Here is a 21,860-nt window from a genome sequence, read left to right on the forward strand (position 1 = left end):
GGGCGCGGTCACCCGGAGGCCAGGTCACCGACCAGATCGTGCCGGATCAACTCGGCCGGCACTCCGGCCCGCAGCAGCACCCCGACGCCCCGGCGCACCATCGCGGGCGGGCCGCTGAGCACCGCCGCGCGACCGACCCACGGGCCGAACCGGCCGACCACCTCGGGCAGTTCACCGGTCGGCAGGCCGTGGCCCGGAGCGCCGCCGGAGACCACCGGACGGACCGTCAGCCAGGGGTGGCGCCGGGCCAGTTCGCGCAGCCCGTCCAGCTCGTACAGCTCCTCGGACCGGCGGGCCCCGTAGAACACCTCGACCCGGCGGCCGGGCATGCCGTGCCCGGCGACCTCCTCGACCAGCGCGCGGACCGGCGCGATGCCGGTGCCGCCGCCGAGGCAGAGCAGGTCCGCCCCCGCCGTGTGGTCGACGGTCATCGAGCCGGCCGCCGGGCCCAGCCGCAGCACGTCGCCGGGCGCGGCCCGGTGGACCAGGGCGTTGCTCACCCAGCCGGCCGGGACGGCCTTGACGTGGAAGCTCAGCAGCCCGTCCGGGCGGGGCGCGGCGGCGAACGAGTAGTGCCGCCAGACCCGTGGCCACCAGGGCGTCTCCAGCGCGGTGAACTGCCCGGCCCGGAACGGGTACGCCTGGTCCGGCCGGACGGTGATCACCGCGACGTCCCGGGTGCGGCGCTCGTGCCGGACGATCTCGCCCTGCCACCAGGGCGGCGAGGTGCGGGCGTCCTGCTCGGCCGCCTCGATCATGGTCGTGGCGATCATCCGGTAGGCGCGGCGCCAGGCCGGCTCGGCCTCGGCGTCCCAGCGGCTGCCCGCGTACCGGACCAGCGTCCGCACCAGGCACTCCTCCACCGCGACGTAGTGGGCGGCCAGCGCGCCGTGCCGGCGGTGGCCTCGGCCGAGATCGGTCAGCGTGGCGCGCAGGGCGGCCGGCTGGTCCAGCTCGCGCACCACGGCCAGCAGGGTGCGGAACAGCCGGTCGCGGTGGACGTCCATGGCGGCGGGGAAGAACGAGCGGAGCTCGGGGTGGCGCAGGAAGAGCAGCGCGAAGAAGTGCGCGGTGGCCCGGTCGGCGACCGGTGTGACGGCGGCGAGGCTGCCCCGGACCAGCTCGACGTCCCGGGCGGTGAGCTCCGGGGCCTGCGGCTCGCCCCCGGCCGGGAGCGCGGCCGGCGGTGCGGCGGAAGGGGTCGGCGCACCCCAGGCCTGGCTCCACCGGTCGCCGGGGCCGGCCCGGTTGAGACCGGGGGCGTCGACGAACAGCGGACGGTGGGCGGGAGCGGGCGCCGGAGCGGGAATGGTCGGCGGATGGGCCGGCCGGGCCGGGAGCACCGGGCGGACGGGCTCCAGCATCGACGCCGACGGCACCGACATGGGCGGCACCGACATGGGCGGCGTTGACAAGGGCGGCATCGAGACCGGCGGCAGCACCGCCGTCGGCACGTCCGTCGCCAGGCCCGGCACGGAGGCGGCCCCCGCCGCGCCGTACCCGCTGCGGACCAGCACGGTCGTACGGGACTTCACCGCGACATTGCGCTCCGCGACATTTCGCATGCTCAAGAGAATCGTTTCGCTTCCGGCCGGCCGGCGCCACCACCTGGCTTCTCCGCTGACGCCAAAGCAGCCTGGCACGCTCGGACCGACCAGCCGGGGAATCCCGCGAAGCCCTGACAGACGGGCATCGAACGCGCTACTCTCCCGCCGCCGTCGCCCTGGGTGCCCATCCGCACACCCAGGGCGACCGATCTCCCGGGGCCTCAGAGCTGCCGCAGCAGCATCCCCGGCTGCTCCACGCAGTCCGCGACGAACCGCAGGAAGCCGCCGGCCGTCCCGCCGTCGCAGACCCGGTGGTCGAAGGTGAACGACAGCTGGGTCACCTCGCGCACCGCCAACTCACCGCCGTGCACCCACGGTTTGGCAACGATCCGACCGACCCCGAGCATCGCCGCCTCGGGGTGGTTGAGGATCGGGGTGGAGCCGTCCACGCCGAACACCCCGTAGTTGTTCAACGTGAAGGTGCCGCCGGTCAGTTCGGCCGGGGTGAGCGCGCCGCTGCGCGCCGCCTCGGTCAACCGGCCCAGCTCCTCGCCGAGTTGCTCGGTGCTCCTGCTCTGCGCGTCCCGCACGACCGGGACGACCAGCCCGCGCTCACCCTGCGCGGCGAAGCCCAGGTGCACGGCCGAATGCCGGACGATCCCCGAACCATCCTCGGTCACCGAGGAGTTGAGCTCGGGAAAGCGCGCCAGGGCGACCGTGCAGATCCGCGCCAGCAGCGCCAGCACGCTCACCTTCGGCCCCGGCGTGGCGTTCAACTGCCGCCGCAGCGCCATGAGTTCGGTGGCATCGGCGTCCACCCAGCAGGTCGCCGCGGGGATCTCCCGGTGGCTGCGGCTGAGCTTCTCGGCCACCGCCTTGCGCAGCCCGCGCAGCGGGACGACGCCCTCCGACGCGGCGACGGCACCGGCGACGGCACCAGCGGCATCAGTGGCACCAGCGGGAGCCGAGGGAGCGGAAGCCTTGACGGAAACCTTGGCAGCGACCGCCCGCTCGACGTCCGCCCGCATGATCAGGCCGTCCGGCCCGCTCCCGGTGACCCCGGCCAGGTCGACGCCCTGCTCCCGGGCCAGCCGCCGCACCAGCGGCGAGATCACCGGCACCACCACCGGAGCGGCGGGAGCGGCCGGAGCAGCCGGGGCCGCGGGAGCCACCGCGACCGCGACCGGAGCAGCCGCCCCGACCCGTCGCCGCCGCCCGCCCCGGCCCGGCTCGGCGACCCCGAACCCGACCAGCGGCCGCTCCACCTCGGCGGTTTCCACGACGACGGCGGCGTCCGCCTCGGCCGGCGCCACCGCGACCGTCACCAGCGGCGCGCCCACGGCGATCTCCTCGCCCTCCTCGCCGTACCGCGCGGTGACCACCCCGCCGTACGGGCAGGGCACCTCCACCACGGCCTTGGCGGTCTCCACCTCCACCACCGGCTGGTCGACCGCGATCACCTCGCCGACCTCGACCATCCAGCGCACCACCTCCGCCCCGGTGAGGCCCTCACCGAGGTCGGGCAGCCGGAACTCCCGCACGACGGGCATCATCCTCAGTCCTCCCACTGGAGCCGGGCGACCGCGTCCAGGATCCGGTCCACCCCGGGCAGGTGATGGTGCTCCAGCATCGGCGGCGGGTACGGGATGTCGAAGCCGGTGACCCGCAGCACGGGCGCGGCCAGGTGGTGGAAGCAGCGCTCGGTGACCCGGGCGGCGATCTCCGCGCCGGTGCCGCCGAAGCCGCTGGCCTCGTGCACCACCACGGCCCGGCCCAGCGAGCGCACCACCCGGCAGACCGTCTCGTCGTCGAACGGCACCAGGGTGCGCAGGTCCAGTACCGCGAGGTCCCAGCCCTCGGCCTTCGCCGCCTCGGCCGCCGCCAGGCAGACCGGCAGCGAGGGGCCGTAGGTGATCAGCACGGCGGAGGTGCCGGTGCGGCGCAGCACCGCGGTGCCGATCGGCTCGACCGGCGCCGCCGGATCGAGCTCGTCCTTGCCCCAGTAGAGCCGCTTGGGCTCCAGGAAGACGACCGGGTCGTCGGAGGCGATGGAGGCGCGCAGCAGCCCGTACGCGTCGGCGACGGTTCCCGGGGTGACCACGTGCAGGCCGGGGGTGCTGGTGTAGTACGCCTCGGAGGCGTCGCTGTGGTGCTCGACGCCGCCGATGCCGCCGCCGTACGGGATGCGGACGGTGATCGGCAGCGGGAGCTTGCCCGCCGTGCGGTTGCGCATCTTGGCGACGTGCGAGAAGAGTTGTTCCAGCGCGGGGTAGGCGAAGGCGTCGAACTGCATCTCGACCACCGGGCGCAGCCCGTACATCGCCATGCCGATCGCGGTGCCGAGGATGCCGGCCTCGGCCAGCGGGGTGTCCAGGCAGCGGTCCGGGCCGAATTCGGCGGTGAGGCCGTCGGTGATCCGGAAGACGCCGCCGAGCGCGCCGACGTCCTCGCCGAGCACGTGCACCGTCGGGTCCTCGCGCAGGGCGTCCCGCAGCGCGGAGTTGAGTGCCTGGGCCATGCTGGCGGTACGGGGGGAGACGGACGTCGTCACTGCTCGGACACCTCCGCCTCGGCGGCCAGCTCTTCGGCCAACTGGGCAGCCTGCTCTCGTAGTTGGGCGGTCGGCTCGGCGTAGACGTGGGCGAACAGGGACATCGGGTCCAGCTCCGGGTCGGCGTGGAACTCGGCCCGCATCCGGGCCGCCAGTGCCTCCGCCTCGTCGGCCGCCTCCTGCGCCAAGTCGTCGTCCAGCACTCCCAGTTCGCGCAGCGCGTGCTCCATCAGCAGGATCGGGTCGTGCTCGCGCCAGGCGGCCACCTCGGGCTCGTCGCGGTAGCGGGTGGCGTCGTCGGCGTTGGTGTGGGCCTCGACCCGGTAGGTCAGCGCCTCGACCAGGGTCGGGCCGCCGCCGGTGCGGGCCCGTTCGACCGCCTCGGTCAGCACCGCGTGCACGGCGGGCGCGTCGTTGCCGTCCACCAGCCGGCCCGGCATGCCGTAGCCGACGGCCTTGTGGGCCAGGCTGGGCGCGGCGGACTGGGCGCTGAGCGGGACGGAGATCGCGTAGCCGTTGTTCTGCACCAGGAAGACGACCGGGGCGCCCAGGACGGCCGCGAAGTTCAGCGCCTCGTGGAAGTCGCCCTCGCTGGTTCCGCCGTCGCCGAGCATCGCCAGCGCGACCACCGGCTCACCGCGCAGCCGGGCGGCGTGCGCCAGCCCGACGGCGTGCGGGGCCTGGGTGGCGAGCGGGGTGCAGAGCGGGGCGGTGCGGCTGGCCCGGGGGTCGTAGCCGGTGTGGGCGCTGCCGCGCAGCAGGGTCAGCGCCTCCAGGGGGTCGACGCCCCGGGAGACCACGGCGAGGGTGTCGCGGTAGCTGGGGAACAGCCAGTCCTGCTCGCCGAGTGCCAGCGCGGCGGCGACCTGGCAGGCCTCCTGGCCGGTGGACGCCGGGTAGACGGCGAGCCGGCCCTGCTTGGTGAGGGTGGTGGCCTGCTGGTTGTACCGGCGGCCGACGACCAGGCGGCGGTACAGCTCGCGCAGCAGCGCCGGTTCGTACTTCTCCAGCGCGGGGGTGCCGAGCAGCCGGACGGGGGAGGGGTCCGGCAGGAGCGGGGCCGGATCGGTGCGGGGGGCGGTGGCTCCGGGCATCCAACCGGGCACCGGTGTGCGGTGTCTGTGGTCGAGAACGGTCATCTCGGGGCACCTCCTGGGGTGGCGGGGGCTCCCTACCGATTGTTCGGTCGTCTGTTCATCTTGACCAGAAGCGTGACAAGGTGGTGGACATTCGGCCTGTTCGGCGGTCGACTGGTGGCAGTGCGTCCAATCGGGGAGGGTCGGGGGTCATGTCGGCTGAACAGATGTCCAGACTCGATCGGGTCGACCGGTCGATCCTGCGGCTGCTGCAGCAGGACGGTCGCGCCTCCATCCGCTCGGTGGCCGAGCGGGTGCACGTGTCCCGGGCCAACGCGTACGCCCGGATCTCCAGGATGGTCGAGGACGGGGTCATCCGCGGCTTCACCGCCAGGGTGGACCACGAGCGGGCCGGCCAGGTGGCGTCCGCGTACATCACCCTGAAGATCGTCCAGAACTCCTGGCGGACGGTGCGCGAGCAGCTGCTGGAGCTGCCCGGGGTGGCGCACATCGCGCTGGTCGGCGGGGACTTCGACGTCCTGCTGCTGGTGCACACCGCCGACAACCAGGCGCTGCGGGAACTGGTGCTGGGCAGCATCCAGTCCATCCCGCAGGTGCTCGGCACCCGCACCATGCTGGTCTTCGAGGAGACCGACCAGGTGCCGCCGCTGTAGATCGGGGCGTCAGCGCGCCCGCAGCCCGTCGAAGGCCAGGTGGACCACCGCGTCCGCGACACCGTCGGCGGCCTTGAGCCCCGGCCGGTACCACTCCACGATCGAGTTGATCATCCCGAACAGCAGCCGGGTGGCCAGTCGCGGCTCCACGTCCGCGCGCAGCGCGCCGTCCGCCACCGCCGCCCGCAGCAGCTCGGCGACCTGGTGGTCGAAGTCCCGCCGGCGCTCCAGCGCCCACTGTTCGGTGGCGGTGTTGCCGCGCACCCGCAGCAGCAGCGTCACGTACGGCAGCTCCGCCAGCAGCACCTCGGCGGTGCGCCGCACCACGTGCTCCAGCCGCTCCACCGCCGGGCCCTGGACGGCGGCCGGCTCGGCCAGGATCCCGAACAGGCCGTCCAGCGCCCGCCCGACCGCCAGGCGCAGCAGCTCCTCCTTGCCGCGCACGTGGTGGTAGATGGACGACTTGGAGATCCCGGCCGCCCTCGACAGGTCCTCCATCGAGGTGCCGTCGTAGCCGCGCTCGTTGAACACGTCGACGGTCACCGCGAGCAGTGACTCCACGGTGTAGGCGGTGCGCGTGGTGTGATCGGCCATCCTCCGAGTATCCCCGGCCGCCGCGGGCGGTACGCGGTCGGGTCCGACTGGTCCACACCAACCCGGGAGGGCAGGGCCTAGAATCTCCGGACGATCCGTCCACGTCCAGCAGGTGGGGTCCACGGCTGATGAACGCAATACCGGCAGTCGACTCCGACGTGCCCGAGCAGCGCAAAGAGGACCCGGAGGTGGGCGCGGACACCTGGCGGGAACGCGGCCGGGCCCTGGTGGTCCGGTTCGGTCCGGCCGTGTGGTGCTACGCGCTGCTGAAGCTGGTCGGCTTCACCGTCTTCATGAAGCTGCTCTCCTTCTCCGGTGAGTACGCCAAGAAGCCGGCCCGGTTCGGCGGCGGCGCCAACCCCTGGGACGTGGCGGGCACCTGGGACGGCTGGTGGTACCAGCAGGTGGCCCAGTTCGGCTACCACCCGGCGCTGATCCCGATCCCGAACGGGCCGATCGGCTTCAACGTCGAACAGAACTCGGCCGCCTTCTTCCCGCTCTACCCGGGCCTGATGCGGATGGTCTCGGACGTCACCGGCCTCGGCCTGTACGGCGCCGGGATGCTGGTCTCCGTGGTGGCCTCGCTGTTCGCCGCGGCCGGTATCTACGCCGTGGTGGAGAAGCTGACCGGCGACGCGCGCTCGGGCGTGATCGCGGCCGGGATCTGGGCGATCGCCCCGGGCTCGGGCGCCGAGTGGGCGGTCTACTCGGACTCCCTGTTCGTCGCGCTGGCGGCCTGGGCCTGCTACTGCGTGATGGACAAGCAGTGGATCGCGGCCGGGGTGATCACCCTGGTCGCCGGGCTCAACCGGCCGACCTCGGCGGCGCTGATAGGCGCCGTGGGCCTGGCCGCGATCGTCGAGCTGTACCGCCGGGAGAGCGGCGTCGTGCGCCCGCTGGCCGCGATGCTGATGGCCCCGGTCGGCCTGCTCGGCTACGTCGGCTGGGTGGGCTGGCGGATGGGCGAGTGGGGCGGCTACTTCCGCCTCCAGCACGACGCCTGGCTGCACTACTTCGACTGGGGCCAGGGCACCTGGCACGCGGTCCGCGGCGTGCTGCTGGGCCGCAACGACTACCCGTTCGCCTTCCCGATCCCGGACCTGTTCGCCACCCTGATCGTGCTCAGCCTGCCGATGCTGATCGTGCTGCTGGTCCGGCTGCGCCCGCCGCTGGTGCTGACCGCCTACACGCTGGCCACGATCGTCTCGGTGCTGGGCAGCCTCGGCATCTTCGGCAACGTCTCGCGCTACCTGCTGCCCGCGTTCCCGCTGTTCATCGCGTTGGCGGTGGGGATGCGCAAGCTGAGCCTGCCGGTGCTGGCGACCGTCCTGGGCACCGGAGCGGTGGCCTCCGGCTGGTACGCCGGGTACGTGATCTTCGAGCTGGGCGTGCCGTAAACCGGGGCCCAGCCGGCCCACTGGGGCGCGTCCGCCACGGACGCGCCCCCGTGTCGTTTCCACGGATTTCCCCTCCCTGCACCCTCTTGAGCCGACCGATCGTTCGGTTACTCTGTGACTGATCCCGTCCTGCTTTTCGCCGCCCTCCGAGGAGCGCACAGATGTCCGCAGCGGTCACCCACCCCCTCGTCAGCGAGCTGGTCGAGCGCCACCAGGCCACCCTGGACGCCGCACTCGCCGCCGCCGCCAAGCGCGATTACTGGTCGCCCTACCCCGAGTTCCCGAAGGCCTACGGCGAGAGCGGCCCGGCGGACGGCAAGGCCGCCTTCGACGCCCTGCTCGGCGAGCCCTTCGTCCTCGACGGCCACCCCACCGACGGCGACCAGGTCGGCGGCGAGGCCTCCCCGTACGGCGTCGAGCTCGGCATCACCTACCCGCACGCCGGCCCGGACGCGCTGATCGCCGCGCTCACCGCCGCCCGCCCCGGCTGGGCCGCCGCGAGCCCGCTGGAGCGCGCCGCCGTCTGCCTGGAGATCCTGCACCGGATCAACGCCCGCTCCCACGAGTTCGCCCAGGCCGTCATGCACACCACCGGCCAGGCGTACGGCATGGCCTTCCAGGCCGGCGGCCCGCACGCCCAGGACCGCGGCCTGGAGGCCGTCGCCTACGCGTACGCCGAGCAGACCCGGCTGCCCCGGCAGGCCGGCTGGACCAAGCCCCAGGGCAAGCGCGACCCGCTGGTGATGACCAAGGACTTCACCGTCGTCCCGCGCGGCCTGGCCCTGCTGATCGGCTGCAACACCTTCCCCACCTGGAACGGCTACCCGGGCCTGTTCGCCTCGCTGGCCACCGGCAACCCGGTGCTGGTCAAGCCGCACCCGCGGGCCGTCCTGCCGCTCGCGCTGACCGTACGGATCGCCCGCGAGGTGCTCGCCGAGGCCGGCTACGACCCCAACCTGGTCTGCCTGGCCGCCGAGCACGACGGCGGCACCGTCGCCGCGACCCTCGCCGTCCGCCCCGAGATCAAGCTGATCGACTACACCGGCTCCACCACCTTCGGCGACTGGCTGGAGGAGCACGCCAAGCAGGCCCAGGTGTACACCGAGAAGGCCGGCGTCAACGCGGTGGTGGTCGACTCCACCGACGACTACAAGGGCATGCTGGGCAACCTGGCCTTCGCGCTCTCGCTCTACAGCGGCCAGATGTGCACCACCCCGCAGAACGTGCTGATCCCGCGCGGCGGCATCACCACCGACCAGGGCGACAAGTCCTACGACCAGGTGGTCACCGACCTGGCCGGCGCCATCGAGGGCCTGCTCTCCGACGACGCCCGCGCCGCGTCGATCCTCGGCGCCGTGGTCAACCCCGGGGTGCTCCAGCGCTCGGCCGCCGCGGCCGGCGGCGAGTACGGCGAACTCGCCCTCGCCCCGCGCGCGGTGACCTCCCCGGACTTCCCCGGCGCGACCCTCCGCACCCCCGCGCTGATCAAGCTGGACGCCGACAAGCCGGACGACCGCGCCGTCTTCCGCAGCGAGTGCTTCGGCCCCGTCTCCTTCGCCGTCGCGGTCGAATCCACCGCCGCCGCCGTCGAGTTGCTGCGCACCACGGTCCGCGAGAAGGGCGCCATGACCGCCTCCGGCTACACCACCTCGCCCGAAGTGGAGGCCCTGCTGGTGGAGGCCGCGCTCGACTCCGGCGTCTCCCTCTCGCTCAACCTGACCGGCGGGGTCTACCCCAACCAGACCGCCGCCTTCTCCGACCTGCACGGCACCGGCGCCAACCCGGCCGCCAACTCGGCCTACTGCGACGGCGCGTTCGTCGCCAACCGGTTCCGCACGGTGGAGATCCGCCGGCACAGCTGAGCCGTACCCACCCCACGGGCCCCGGCGGTGACCGACCGCCGGGGCCCGGCGGTTCACAGCTCCGACCTGGCCCGCGATGATGGAGGCTGGGAGAACGCCGGGAACGGCGTCCGACCACCCTCCGAGCAACGGGAGCTGATACATGGCCGTGAAGCCGACGACCGAAACCGACGTCCTGATCGTCGGCGCCGGACCGACCGGACTGCTGCTGGCCGGCGACCTCGCCGCCGCCGGAGTCGGCGTCACCGTGTTGGAGAAGCGGGCCGCCGAGTCCAACCTCACCCGCGCCTTCGCCGTGCACGCCCGCAGCCTGGAACTGCTGGACGCCCGGGGCCTGGCCGAGGAGCTGATCGCCACCGGCCTGCCGCTCGGCACCCTGAAGGTGTCCGACCGCGTCGGCATCGACCTCGCCTCGCTGCCCAGCCGCTTCCCGTTCGTCCTGGTCACCCCGCAGTACAACGTCGAACGGCTGCTGACCGAACGCGCCGAACGGGCCGGCGCCGTCCTCGTCCGCGGCGCCGAGGTCACCGCGCTGCGCCAGGACGCCGACGGCGTGACCCTGGAGACCCGTGACGGGCAGACCCACCGCGCCCGGTACGCGGTCGGCACCGACGGCGTCCACTCTGTCGTCCGCGAACAGCTCGGCATCCCCTACCCCGGCGAGGCCGTGGTCGACTCCGTCGCGCTGGCCGACGTCCGGCTGGACCAGGAACCCCCCGAGGCGATCAGCCTGGGGGCCAACGAGGCCGGCTTCTCCTTCATCGTCCCCTTCGGCGACGGCTGGTACCGGGTCGTCGCCTGGGACCGCCACGCCCAGCAGCCGGACGGCGCCACCCCGACCGTCGAGCAGCTCACCGACATCGTCCGGGCCACCACCGGCAACGACTACGGCCTGCACGACGTGCGCTGGAGCTCCACCTTCCACAGCGACGAGCGGCAGGTCCCCAACTACCGCTCCGGCCGGGCCTTCCTGGCCGGCGACGCCGCCCACTGCCACTCCCCGGCGGGCGGACAGGGCATGAACACCGGCCTCCAGGACGCCGCCAACCTCTCCTGGAAGCTCGCCGCCGCCCTCCAGGGCCGGGCCACCGACGCCCTGCTGGACACCTACCAGACCGAACGGCACCCGGTCGGCAGGATGGTGCTGCGCACCTCCGGCGCGCTGATCCGGCTCGGGCTCGCCCAGTCCGGACCCACCCGCGCGCTGCGCGGGGCGCTCACCGCGCTCGGCGGCCACCTCGACCTGTTCACCGAGCGCGGCGCCCGGATGGTCTCCGGCATCGACATCTCGTACCCCGCGCCCAAGGACGCCCACCCGCAGGTCGGCAAGCGCGTCCCGGACCTGCGACTGACGGCCCTCAGCAAGCCGGTCGAAGGGGCTCCGGCCGCCCCCGAGCGGCTCTACGAGGCGCTGCGCGCCGGGACGTTCGTCCTGGTCAGCAATGACGAGCTGCCCGCCGCCGAGCCCTGGGCCGACCGCATGGTCAGCGCCGCCCCCGCCGACCCGCACGGCAAGCTGCGCGACACCGTCCTGCTGATCCGCCCGGACGGCTACGTCGCCTGGGCCGCCGTCGACCCCGGCCAGGGCGAGCTCCGCGCCGCCCTCACCGACTGGCTGGGCACCCCGGCCTGACGTTCACCCCGGGCGGGCGCGCACCCCGCGCCCGCCCGGCTGTCAGCCCCTCAGCCCCGCGCCTTCAGCCCCGCGCGGCGGCCCCTCAGCCCCGCGCCTTCGCATAGGGCCGCGCCGCCTTCGCCCGGTTCCCGCACACCCCCGTCCGGCGGCCCCGCCGGAACGCCCCGCCCCAACCACCATCTGCGAGCGCGAGCGGCTCGCCGATCAGCGGGCGCGGGTCCCTCGGATCCGGCCGCACGTCAGTCATCGCCCTCCCTCGGCTCGCCGCTGATTCCGCGTCCGCCGCCATGACCGAAATTGGTCTGGACCACCTTCCGATTTCCGGTCATTCACCGTATGGAACCGGCGAGTTTCCCACTCTCCACAGTTGACTGTTTTTTAGCAACGAATTGCCCGGCCATGAGCCAATTCGCACATCGGTTCTGTCATGTTCGAGCCAGCGTTCTCGACCCCCGGAACGCTTGGTCCCTTGCCGGCCCCCACCGCCGGCTGGAGGAGGATCCGTTGCGCCCCCGCTCTCTTGCCCTCGCCGCGGCGATAGCCGTCCTGCCGCTCACCGCCGTCTCGCTCGGTGTCTCCACCGCGCAGGCCGCCACCCCGAACGCCGCCCCGCGCGTCGCCCTCCCGAACACCGTGAACCCCGCGGTGGCCCACTCGGAGAAGAAGGGTGACGTCCCGGCGGCCCAGCAGATCTCGGTCTCCGTCAGCCTGAAGCTGCGCGACACCGACGCCCTGGACCGCTTCCTCACCGCGGTCGGCACCCCGGGCACCCCGGAGTACGGCCACCACCTGACGCCGGAGCAGTTCACCGAGCGGTTCGGCCCGACCCAGGCCGCCGTCGACCAGGTCAAGACCTACCTGGCCCAGCAGGGTCTGACCGTCACCGGGGTGAGCGCCAACCGCCAGGTGGTCAACGCCCACGGCACCACCGCCCAGGTCTCCCAGGCCTTCGGCACCCACGAGAGCTCGTACGTCGACCCGCAGCTCCAGCGCGCCTTCTTCGCCAACGACGCCGCGGCCTCGATCCCGTCCGACCTGGCCGCCGTGGTCCAGGGCGTCAGCGGCCTGGACAACCACGCGGTGCGCAAGAACCGTCTGGCCAAGCCCGCCGCCGCCCCCGGCGCGGTCACCCCGAACACCGCGAGCGCCACCCCGAGCGGCATGGCCCCGGCCCAGTACACCGGCGCCTACAACCTCACCAAGACCGGCGCGGACGGCACCGGCACCACGGTCGCGCTGTGGGAGTTCGACGGCTACCAGTCCTCGAACCTGACGACCTACGACTCCCAGTACGGCCTGTCCGGCCCGGCGGTCACCACCGTCTCGGTGGACGGCGCCAACTACGACTCCGCCCCCGGCCAGGGCCAGGGCGAGGTCGAGCTGGACAGTGAGATCGTCCGCGGCGCGGCTCCCAAGGCCACCCAGCTGGTCTACGAGGCGCCCAACAGCGACCAGGGCGAGATCGACATGGCCAACAAGATCGTCACCGACAACCGGGTGTCGGTCATCTCGATCTCCTGGGGCTCCTGCGAGCCGGACACCACCGCCTCCTCGATGACGGCCGTCGACAACGCCTTCAAGCAGGCCGCCGCCCAGGGCATCTCGATCTTCTCCGCCTCCGGTGACGACGGCTCGCGCGACTGCACCCGCTCCACCAGCGGCTCGACCGTCAAGGCGGTCGACTTCCCGGCCTCCAGCCCGCACCAGGTCGGCGTCGGCGGCACCAACCTCAAGGTCACCAGCGGCAACGCCTACTCCTCGGAGAGCGCCTGGAGCACCGCCGGCGGCGGCGTCTCCACCGTGTTCGCCAAGCCGAGCTGGCAGACCGGCACCGGCGTCAGCGGCACCATGCGCACCGTCCCGGACGTCTCCTCCAACGCCGACCCGGCCAGCGGCTTCGCGATCTACACCGCCGGCGCCTGGCAGGTCTACGGCGGCACCAGCGCGGCCGCGCCGCTCTGGGCAGGCTACGCGGCCCAGTTCAACCAGAAGGCCAAGGCCGCCGGGCAGCCGGTCCTCGGCGAGGCGAGCCCGCGGCTGTACGCGGTCGCGAACAGCAGCGGCTACGGCAGCAGCTTCCACGACGTGACCACCGGCGCCAACCAGGACTTCTCCGCCAAGGCCGGCTACGACCAGGTCACCGGCTGGGGCACCCCGGTCGCCGACGCGCTGACCACCGCCCTGCTCGGCGGCGGCACCACCCCGCCGCCCACCGGCGGCTGCACCGCCGCCCAGCTGATCGGCAACGGCGGCTTCGAGACCGGCACCGCCTCCCCGTGGACCACCTCCACCGGCGTGGTCGACAACAGCGCCTCCGAGGCGGCCCACTCGGGCAGCTGGAAGGCCTGGCTGGACGGCTACGGCTCCGCCCACACGGACACCCTGTCGCAGACCGTCTCGATCCCGGCCGGCTGCGCCTCCGCCAAGCTGACCTTCTGGCTGCACGTCGACACCGCGGAGACCGGCACCACCGCGTACGACAAGCTGACCGTCCAGGCCAACAACACCACGCTGGCCACCTACTCCAACACGGACGCGGCCGCCGGCTACGTCCAGCGCACCCTGGACCTGACCTCCTTCGCCGGCCAGACCGTGACGGTCAAGTTCACCGGCACCGAGGACTCCTCGCTCCAGACCAGCTTCGTGATCGACGACGTCGCGCTGAACGTCAACTGACCGGTAGCACCGGCAGCACCACCGAGACCCCCGCCGGGGCGGCGCCGTCAGGGCCCGCCCCGGCGGTGTCCTGTCATGCCCCGCACCGGCCCGTGTTTCCGGGCTGTTTCAAGATCGATAACCTTCCGGTTCACCTGCCGTGACCACTGTCATACGCACGACTGATGACGTAGCCTCTCGACCGTGCATAGGGTTCCCCAAAGCTCGGTGAAGCCGCTGGCGGCACGCCCCAACGTCGGCCCGGTCCCACCGAACTCACCTGGTGGGGAGGGTTACCGCATGGGCGCAGAGCCGCCTCAGGACGCCGCGCGGCTGCGGCTGGTCGGGTCGCACACGGAGCAGACCGGCCCGTCCGCGCCGGCACCCGCACCACCCCCCGGCCCCGGCCGGCTCGCCCCGGTCGGCGGCTTCGCGGACACCCTGCACCTGGCCATCGAGGCCAGCGGCCTCAGCCTGGACCGGATCCGCGCCGCCCTCGCCGGGCGCGGCGTCAGGGTCAGCGTCACCACCCTCAGCTACTGGCGGCGCGGCCGCAGCCAGCCCGAACGGGCCAGCTCGCTGCGCGCCGTCCACCTGCTGGAGGAGCTGCTCGGCCTGCCGCACAGCGCGCTCTCCTCACTGCTCGGCCCGCCGCGCCCGCGCGGCCGCTGGGCCGCCGCGGCCACCACCTCCCACCTCGGGCTGGAGGACGTCTGGCCCGGCGAGCAGGAGATCGCCTCGATCTTCACCGAGCTGGACGCCCCGCCGGCCGGCGAGCTGGAGCGGCTGAGCATCCACGACTCCTACTACGTGGACGCCGAGCGGCGGGCCAACCTGCTGCGGATGCGCCAGGTGGTGCGCGCCACCGTGGGCGGCGTCGGCCGCTGCCTGGTGGTGCACAAGGCCGACGAGGAGGCCACCGGCTGCCCGGAGATCACCTCGGTGCGGCACGGCCGGCTGGGCCGGGTGCGCCGCCGCCCGGAGGTCGGGCTGACCGTCGCCGAGCTGATGCTGGACCGCCCGCTGGGCCTCGGCGACAGCACGGTCTTCGAGTACGAGGTGGAGATCCCGCCCGGCGGCCCGACCATGGAGTACAGCCGCCGCTTCGCCACCACGGTGCGCGAGTACGTGCTCCAGGTGCACTTCGACCCGGCCGCCGTCCCGGCGCACTGCGAGCGCTACGACCGCGAGCCGGGCGCCGACGTCGACCACCGCCGCGAACAGCTCTGGATCGGCGCCTCGGCGAGCGCCCACGTGCTGGCCCCCGACCAGCAGCCGGGCCACATCGGCATCCGCTGGGAGTGGGCGTAGCCCCTTCCCGCCCCGGCCCTCAGGCCCCGTCGGACCTCGGTCCGACGGGGCCGAGGAGACCCGGCAGGGCGTCCCGGGCGCCGAGCAGAAGGTCGAACCGACCGTCACATCCGTGCTGGAGCCGGGCCGACGACACCCCGCCGACCTGGACCGATCCGGAGCACTCGCCCGCCCTCCCGTGCTGACCGACCCTCAGAGTTCGTACCGGCACTACCTCCTTCCGGCCACTTCCGCACATCCGGAGGCCGAACGGGTTCACCCATTCGGCCTAATACATCGTGACTCCGAACGCCCGGTTTGGGACTTTGGTCCGGATAACACGCGGAATCACCTGGGAAAGGCCATTCCTGTCCCGTCGTCAGACAGGACCCGGAAAGTGCTGGAAAGAGGCGGAGCATGACCCTGACCGACCCCCTGTCCCCGCTCATCGAGTTCGACGAGGTCGAACCGGCGGAGGACTGCATATGCGGGGGCTGTAGTGCCCGCCGCCGCGCGCGGCTGCACGCCGCACCGGTCCACGAGGGCGGCCACGCCGCCGCCCGCAGCGTCCGCCGCCGTGCCGCCGTCCTGATGGCCGCCGTCGGCACCGCGCTCGGCGGAGGTGCGGCCGCCGCCGGCACCGCCACCGCCGCCCCCAGCCCCGCCCCGGGCGCCGCCCAGTCGCAGACCCCCCAGGGCCAGGTCAGCGGCCTGTACGGGAAGTCCCCCAGCGCCCGTTCCCTCGCCGCCCCGCGCGCCGCCGCCGCGCCGCTCACCCGCGCCCAGATCATCCAGCGCGCCCAGAGCTGGGTCGACCAGGGCGTGCCGTACAGCATGACCCGCTACTGGTCGGACGGCTACCGCCAGGACTGCTCCGGCTTCGTCTCGATGGCCTGGGGCCTGAACAGCAGCCAGACCACCTGGACCCTGCCGAACTTCGCCGAGCGGATCGGCAAGAACGACCTCCAGCCAGGCGACGCGCTGATCTGCAACAACCCGGCCAACCCGCAGGCCGGTTCACACGTGACGATCTTCGGCGGCTGGACCGACTCCTCCCGCACCCGGTACATCGCCTACGAGCAGACCGGCCCCTCCACCAAGAAGCGCGCCACCCCGTACGCGTACTGGAACAACTCCGGCTCCTACGTCCCCTACCGCTACACCGGCCTGTCGGGCGGCGGCACCGGCGGGGGCGGCACCTCCTCGACCGCCTTCCCCGGCGCGGACAAGTTCGGCCCCGGCGCCGACAACGCCTACGTCACCAAGCTCGGCCAGGCGCTGGTGCAGCGCGGCGGCGCGAAGTTCTACTCCGAAGGCCCCGGCCCCCGTTGGGGCGAGGCCGACCGCAAGGCCACCCAGGCCTTCCAACTCGCCCAAGGCTGGACCGGCGGCGAAGCCGACGGCATCCCCGGCAAGGCCACCTGGGACTACCTCGTCACCGGCAAGGGCCGCAACATCGGCGCCGCCACCGGCGGCACCCCGCTGCCGCCCCCGCCGCCCACCGGCACCCCCGCCTTCCCCGGCGCCCAGTACTTCGCCCCGGGCCAGAGCAGCGAGTACGTCCGGCAGCTCGGCGAGCAGCTGGTCCGCAAGGGCTTCGGCGGCTCCTACAGAGTCGGCCCCGGCCCGCAGTGGGGCGAGGCCGACCGCCGGGCCGTCCAGGCCTTCCAGCAGGCCCAGGGCTGGCGCGGCGGCGAGGCCGACGGCTACCCCGGCCCGGACACCTGGCGCCGACTCTTCTCCTGACGCGTCCTCCGTTCGAGGCGCGGTGCCCGCCCGGGCACCGCGCCTCAGCGCTTCCCGGACATCCAGTGGAACAGCCCCATCGCCACGCTGGTCGCCAGGTTGAAGCTGGACACCCCCGGCTGCATCGGCACCGCCACCAACTGGTCGGCGCGCGCCTTGAGTTCGGCCGACACCCCGTGCCGCTCGGTGCCGAAGGCGAGCAACGCGTCGTCCGGGAACGGCACATCGCGGATGTCCGCGCCCTCCGGATCCAGCACGAACAGCGGCCCGGCCGGCAGCTCCGCCGGGCCCACCCGCTCGACCGCGGTGGCGAAGTGCAGCCCCGCGCTGCCGCGCAGCACGTTCGGGTGCCACGGATCCAGATCCCCGGTGGTCACCACCCCGGTGGCACCGAACCCGGCTGCCAACCGGATCACCGCCCCCACGTTCCCCAGGTTCCGCGGATTCTCCAGCACCACCACCGGCGCCCGCCGCGGCCGCCGCCCCAGCACCGCCGCATTGGCCTCGGCCGACGGCCGCACCGCCAACGCCACCACCCCGGTCGGATGCACCCGCGGCACGACCCCCCGCAGCACCGCCTCCGGCACCTCCACCGCGAGCCCCTCCAGCGCGGGCACCACATCCGGCGCCAGCTCCCCGGCCAGCGCCAGCAACGCCCCCCGATCGGCGGCCAGCACCCGCCGCACCTCACCCCCGAACCGCAGCGCGTGCTTCAGCGCGTGGAACCCGTCCAGCAGCACCACCCCCGGCTCCCGCTCGGCCACCCGCCACGCCCGCACCAGCTCGTCATCCATACCGCCCACTCTGTCACCCCCGCCCCCGCGCGAGCCCCGCCTAAGAGGACGACCCCCGCAGGGCCCGCTCCAGGTCCCGCAGCGCCTGCCCCACCAACCGCGTCCCCGCCCGCACCACATCCCGCTGCACCCCCGCCGGCGCCCCCGCCAGCTCCTCCTCCAGCCGCGCCTGCGCCTCCCGCACCGCCCCGAACTCCACCGGCTGCCCGGTCAGCATCGCCGCCGCCGCGAGCGCCGTCGCCAGCCGCAGCTCCTCCGCGTACTCCGCCGTCCCCGGCACCGGCTCGGCGTCCGCCGCCGGCAGGTGGGCCTCCAGCAGCACGGCCGCCCGCCCGAGCGCCCCGACCGCCGCCCGGGCCCGGTCGATCTGGCGCCGGCTCACCCCGGCCAGCCCGGACTCGTGCCGCCCCGGTTCGGCGTCGGCCCGCTGCATCGCCTGGATCAGCTCGGCCCGCGCCTCCCGCGAGTCCAGCAGCGCGCTGCGCACCACCCGCCCGCGCGGCGCCGCCGGCTTCTCGTAGCAGGCGATCACCGAGCCCGCGTACCGTCCGGCCGCCGCCAGCCACTCGGCGAGCCGCTCCCCGAGCCGGGCGGTCTGCCAGGTCGGGAACAGCGCGTACGTGACGAGCGCGATCGAGCCGCCGAGCAGCGTCAGCCCGACCCGTTCGAAGGCCGTCACCAGCGGGTTCCCCTCCTGCAACCCGAGCAGGAAGACCACGTACGTGGAGATCCCGACCGTGGTCAGCGCGTACCCGGTCCGGAACGCGAGGTACGACCCGCCGATGCAGAGCACCGCCAGCGCGGCCAGCACCCACTCCCCGGGGTGGGTCAGCTGCACCACCAGCGTCGAGACGGCCACCCCGACCACCGTCCCGGCCAGTCGGGCGACACCCCGGCTGTAGGTCTGCGCGAAGTCCGGCCGCATCACCATCGCGGCGGTCATCGGCGCCCAGTAGCCGTGCTGGAACCCGGCGAGCCGGGCCAGCAGGTAGGCGACGGTGACCACCCCGGCGAGCCGTACGGCGTGCTGGAAGATCGCCGAGCGCGGCTGCAACTGCCGTCGTACGGCCCGGGCCGCCTCCGGCAGCATCCGGGCGATGGTCGGCTTGCGCAGCGATCCGCCGGCCCCGACCACGGGCGTGGTGATGGTGTCCTCGTCGTTGCGGTCCAGGGTGTCCGCGGCCTTCCGCAGCAGCCCGCCGAGCCGCCGGGAGGAGCGCCGGGCCGCGCCCTGGAGCCGCGGCCCGTCCTCCGAGCCGACCAGGGTGAGCGAGGGCGCCGAGCGGGGCAGCCGGACCGGGTCGCCGCTGCGGATCGCCCGGGCGAGGGCGTCCATCACCTCGGCGGCGGCCGCCAGCACCTCGCGGGCCCGGTCCCGCTCCGGCCCCTCCTCGGGGGCGCCCACCTTGGGGTCGGCGAGCGCGGCGATGGTGGGCCGGATGCGCTCGGCGATGCCGCGCAGACCGCGCAGCTCGGGCGGCCGGTGGCGGTCCTGCCAGGGGGTGAGGGCGGCCGCGTGGCGGGCCGTCATGAACGGCTCCGGGTCGACGTGCGCCGTCGGATCCTGCCTCAACCGCCGGGCGTAGTCGGCGAGTTCGGCGTAGGTGTCGGCGAGCGCCTCGCGCTGCGCGGTCCAACTCCCGATCGGCCACACGGTGATGACGGCGGCCTGGACGACCCCGCCGAGGGAGGCGACCAGCCCGTGCCCCAGCGCGGTGCCCACGCTGACCGGGAGCTGGACGACGATCAGCATCACCGAGACGGTGTTGGTGGCGACCACCCCGGCGGTGGGCCCGATCGCCCAGGCCAGGCCGGCACCGAAGGCCCAGACCGCGAGCAGTACCGGGAACAGCCCGGTGACCCCGGCGGCCAGGTAGCCGAGGAAGGTGCTGGCGCCGAGTCCGAACCCGGCCGCGACGGCGAGACTGGCCCGCGGCCGGAAGCTGCGCTGGAAGGTGGCCGAGCCGGCGATGAACGCGCCCATCGCGGCCGAGGTGCCGAGCGCGACCCCGCCGACCGCGAGGGTCGGGAAGAGCACCAGCGCCACCGCGACCGCCCCGCGCGCCGCCCGCTTGGGGTCGGTGAGCGCCCGGTCCAGGGTGAGCCCGGTCCGCGCGGTGTCACGAAGTGCGGCGAACCAGGACATAGCGACATCCTAGGCCGAAGATCTACGCCGGATCGGGCTGAGCCGCGCCGCCGCCCACAGCAGTGCCCCGGTCGGCAGGAACACCGCGTCCGCCGCGATCATCGCGAGCGAGAACACCGGCAGCCCCAGCACCACCGCGATCCCCACGTGCTCCAGCACCATGACGGCCAGCAGCCCGTTCTTGACCCTCCGGTTCAGCAGCGTGAACGGGAACGCCACCTGGAGGAGCACGGTGCCGTACGAGATCAGGAAGACCGGCAGCAGCGCCGAGCCGACCAGCGCGGACAGCCCCGGCCAGGGGGTGAAGTAGTCCAGGTGCAGCGGGTAGTACAGCGCGGTGCCGTCCTGCCAGCGCGAGCCCTGCACCTTGTACCAGCCGGCCGTGGCGTAGATCAGCACCACCTCGACGGCGATCACCAGCATGGCGCAGTTGTGCACCATGTTCGCGAGCGCGTCCAGCACCGCCCGCGGCTCACCGTCCGGCCGCAGCCGGCCGAGCGTCCACCAGAGCCCGGCCACCGCCCAGAGCCCCCAGAACAGCGGCGACCAGCCGAGGTACGGGAAGGCCCGGTCGGTCCAGGTCAGGCTCCGCCCGGCGAAGCCGCCGAACTGGCAGACCGCCAGGAGCGCCCCCAGCACCGCCCAGAGCACCACCCCCGCCCGCCCGCCGCGGGCGCGCCGGGCGTCCAGCGACCAGACCTCGGCGCAGCGGGTGAAGACCAGGTAGACGGCCATCAGGTGGACGACGTTGTCGCCGCCGTCGCCGAGGAAGACGTCCCGGTTCTGCAGCGACAGCACGGTGACCAGGAACAGCACCGTGCTCGCCCTGGTCCGCCAGCCCAGCAGCACGGCCAGGGCCGCCAGCACCGCCAGGTGGTAGACCAGCTCGAACCAGAGCCGCCCGCCGAACCAGGGCAGCACGGTGAACGCCCCGTTGTCGGCCAGCAGCCCCCCGGCGAGCTCCGCCGACCAGGGGGAGCGGTCGCCGTACAGCACCCGCCGGTTGGGCCACTCGCGCAGCAGGTGGGTCAGCCAGACCAGGCCGAAGCCGATCCGCACCACCGCGGCCTGGTGCCGGCCGAGCACCCGCCCGGCGACGGCCTCCATCACCCGCCCGAGCGGAGCCCCGGACGCCGCGGGCACCACCGGCAGCTCGGGTGCCGGTGGCTGCCGCACCGTCACCTCGCTCATCCGAGCAGCTCCCGGTAGTCCTCCTCCGCCACCGGCCACCACGGCAGCTCCCGCACCCGCGGCGCCTCCGGCGCGGCCTCACCGCTCCAGGACGGCGGCGCGACGGTCGCCGCGGTGGAGCGGAACTGGATCTCCCGGACGGGCTCGCCGTCCGCCTCCCGGCCGATCCGCTGGAGGGCGATCCGCTTGAGGTACTGCTCGGCCAGGCCGCCGCGCGGCGAGGTCGGCGTCTCGTCCTGCTGGTCGTGCGAGGCGTCGTAGAAGTCCCAGGCCCGGCGCAGCAGGTTCTGCTCGACGTGGCTGGGCACCGGGTTGCCCCGGATCGCGGCGATGTCCTGCGCGGTCAGCCCGATCCAGTCGTGGGTCCGGGTCGTCCCGTCGGGCCCGACGGTGCGGACCCGGGCGTCCACGCTGACGTTCTGCTGGAGCGGGTTGGGCGCGAACAGCTTCCAGTTCTGCTCGAACTCCGGGTACACCACACCGTCGATCTCGTCCCGGTACTGCCGGGACAGCGAGTTGGCGGGCGCGACGTGCAGGAACACCGCGGCCAGGAACAGCCCGGTGCCGCCGGCCAGCACCGCCCCGGCGAAGCCCAGGACCAACTGCGCCGGCCTCGACCAGGCCCTCCCCGCAGCCGGCCGATCCGTCGTCTGCCCCATGGCCTCCCCGCCCGGTCGGCGGGCGCCGCCGACCCACTGCCG

General features: G+C 73.8%; 16 protein-coding genes. 7 read left to right on the forward strand and 9 right to left on the reverse strand.

All coding sequences use genetic code 11. The annotated features are described in order from the left end of the window. Nucleotides 1-8: 8 nt before the first annotated feature. The 4 genes from QWJ13_RS08770 to pdhA form a co-directional block, all read right to left on the reverse strand. Nucleotides 9-1,565 (reverse strand): globin domain-containing protein, encoded by a 1,557-nt coding sequence (locus QWJ13_RS08770; protein WP_316522132.1) that lies wholly within the window; start codon nt 1,563-1,565, stop codon nt 9-11. A gap of 203 nt (nt 1,566-1,768) precedes the next feature. Further along, nucleotides 1,769-3,097: a dihydrolipoamide acetyltransferase family protein gene (locus QWJ13_RS08775; protein ID WP_316523934.1), complete on the reverse strand. Its 1,329-nt coding sequence runs from the start codon at nt 3,095-3,097 to the stop codon at nt 1,769-1,771. Between the two features lie 5 nt (nt 3,098-3,102). Continuing rightward, nucleotides 3,103-4,065 (reverse strand): alpha-ketoacid dehydrogenase subunit beta, encoded by a 963-nt coding sequence (locus tag QWJ13_RS08780; RefSeq protein WP_316523936.1) that lies wholly within the window; start codon nt 4,063-4,065, stop codon nt 3,103-3,105. A 29-nt stretch (nt 4,066-4,094) separates the two neighbouring features. Beyond that, a complete protein-coding gene (gene pdhA / locus QWJ13_RS08785; protein ID WP_432277463.1) occupies nt 4,095-5,237 on the reverse strand; it encodes a pyruvate dehydrogenase (acetyl-transferring) E1 component subunit alpha in 1,143 nt (380 codons plus the stop codon). A gap of 149 nt (nt 5,238-5,386) precedes the next feature. On the opposite strand from pdhA, the gene QWJ13_RS08790 reads away from it, so the two are divergent. Next, nucleotides 5,387-5,848 (forward strand): Lrp/AsnC family transcriptional regulator, encoded by a 462-nt coding sequence (locus QWJ13_RS08790; protein ID WP_432277464.1) that lies wholly within the window; start codon nt 5,387-5,389, stop codon nt 5,846-5,848. Between the two features lie 9 nt (nt 5,849-5,857). Here QWJ13_RS08790 and QWJ13_RS08795 read toward each other — a convergent pair whose 3' ends face one another. After that, complete coding sequence (locus tag QWJ13_RS08795) at nt 5,858-6,442, reverse strand: TetR/AcrR family transcriptional regulator (RefSeq protein WP_316522137.1); 585 nt, start codon at nt 6,440-6,442, stop codon at nt 5,858-5,860. Between the two features lie 128 nt (nt 6,443-6,570). Between QWJ13_RS08795 and QWJ13_RS08800 the strand changes: the two genes are divergently transcribed. The 6 genes from QWJ13_RS08800 to QWJ13_RS08825 all read left to right on the forward strand — a co-directional run bounded on the left by QWJ13_RS08800 (nt 6,571) and on the right by QWJ13_RS08825 (nt 17,028). Beyond that, nucleotides 6,571-7,839 carry a hypothetical protein gene (locus QWJ13_RS08800; RefSeq protein ID WP_316522140.1) on the forward strand — a complete coding sequence of 423 codons (1,269 nt, stop codon included), beginning with the start codon at nt 6,571-6,573 and terminating at the stop codon, nt 7,837-7,839. Nucleotides 7,840-8,000: 161 nt separating this feature from the next. Continuing rightward, entirely contained in the window at nt 8,001-9,701 is a 1,701-nt protein-coding gene (gene paaN / locus QWJ13_RS08805) for a phenylacetic acid degradation protein PaaN (RefSeq protein ID WP_316522142.1), read from the forward strand. Nucleotides 9,702-9,843: 142 nt separating this feature from the next. Continuing rightward, nucleotides 9,844-11,334 carry an FAD-dependent monooxygenase gene (locus tag QWJ13_RS08810; RefSeq protein WP_316522144.1) on the forward strand — a complete coding sequence of 497 codons (1,491 nt, stop codon included), beginning with the start codon at nt 9,844-9,846 and terminating at the stop codon, nt 11,332-11,334. A 507-nt stretch (nt 11,335-11,841) separates the two neighbouring features. Continuing rightward, entirely contained in the window at nt 11,842-14,013 is a 2,172-nt protein-coding gene (locus tag QWJ13_RS08815) for a protease pro-enzyme activation domain-containing protein (RefSeq protein ID WP_316522147.1), read from the forward strand. Between the two features lie 279 nt (nt 14,014-14,292). Then, nucleotides 14,293-15,303 (forward strand): XRE family transcriptional regulator, encoded by a 1,011-nt coding sequence (locus QWJ13_RS08820; RefSeq protein ID WP_316522149.1) that lies wholly within the window; start codon nt 14,293-14,295, stop codon nt 15,301-15,303. A 396-nt stretch (nt 15,304-15,699) separates the two neighbouring features. Next, on the forward strand, nt 15,700-17,028 hold the full coding sequence (locus QWJ13_RS08825) for a peptidoglycan-binding protein (protein ID WP_316522151.1): 1,329 nt from the start codon (nt 15,700-15,702) through the stop codon (nt 17,026-17,028). A 44-nt stretch (nt 17,029-17,072) separates the two neighbouring features. On the opposite strand, the gene QWJ13_RS08830 is transcribed toward QWJ13_RS08825, so the two are convergent. Genes QWJ13_RS08830 through QWJ13_RS08845 form a run of 4 tightly spaced genes read right to left on the reverse strand, consistent with a single transcriptional unit; the run spans nt 17,073 to nt 21,818 of the window. Continuing rightward, a complete protein-coding gene (locus tag QWJ13_RS08830; RefSeq protein WP_316522153.1) occupies nt 17,073-17,822 on the reverse strand; it encodes a TrmH family RNA methyltransferase in 750 nt (249 codons plus the stop codon). A gap of 40 nt (nt 17,823-17,862) precedes the next feature. Then, nucleotides 17,863-19,968: an FUSC family protein gene (locus QWJ13_RS08835; protein WP_316522155.1), complete on the reverse strand. Its 2,106-nt coding sequence runs from the start codon at nt 19,966-19,968 to the stop codon at nt 17,863-17,865. Between the two features lie 9 nt (nt 19,969-19,977). Further along, nucleotides 19,978-21,159 carry an HTTM domain-containing protein gene (locus QWJ13_RS08840; RefSeq protein ID WP_316522157.1) on the reverse strand — a complete coding sequence of 394 codons (1,182 nt, stop codon included), beginning with the start codon at nt 21,157-21,159 and terminating at the stop codon, nt 19,978-19,980. Next, nucleotides 21,156-21,818: a DUF5819 family protein gene (locus QWJ13_RS08845; protein WP_316522161.1), complete on the reverse strand. Its 663-nt coding sequence runs from the start codon at nt 21,816-21,818 to the stop codon at nt 21,156-21,158. Before QWJ13_RS08845 ends, QWJ13_RS08840 begins: the two co-directional genes overlap by 4 nt. Between the last annotated feature and the right edge of the window lie 42 nt (nt 21,819-21,860).

It is taken from the genome of Kitasatospora brasiliensis (assembly GCF_032654805.1).
GTDB classification, from domain to species: Bacteria; Actinomycetota; Actinomycetes; order Streptomycetales; family Streptomycetaceae; genus Kitasatospora; species Kitasatospora brasiliensis.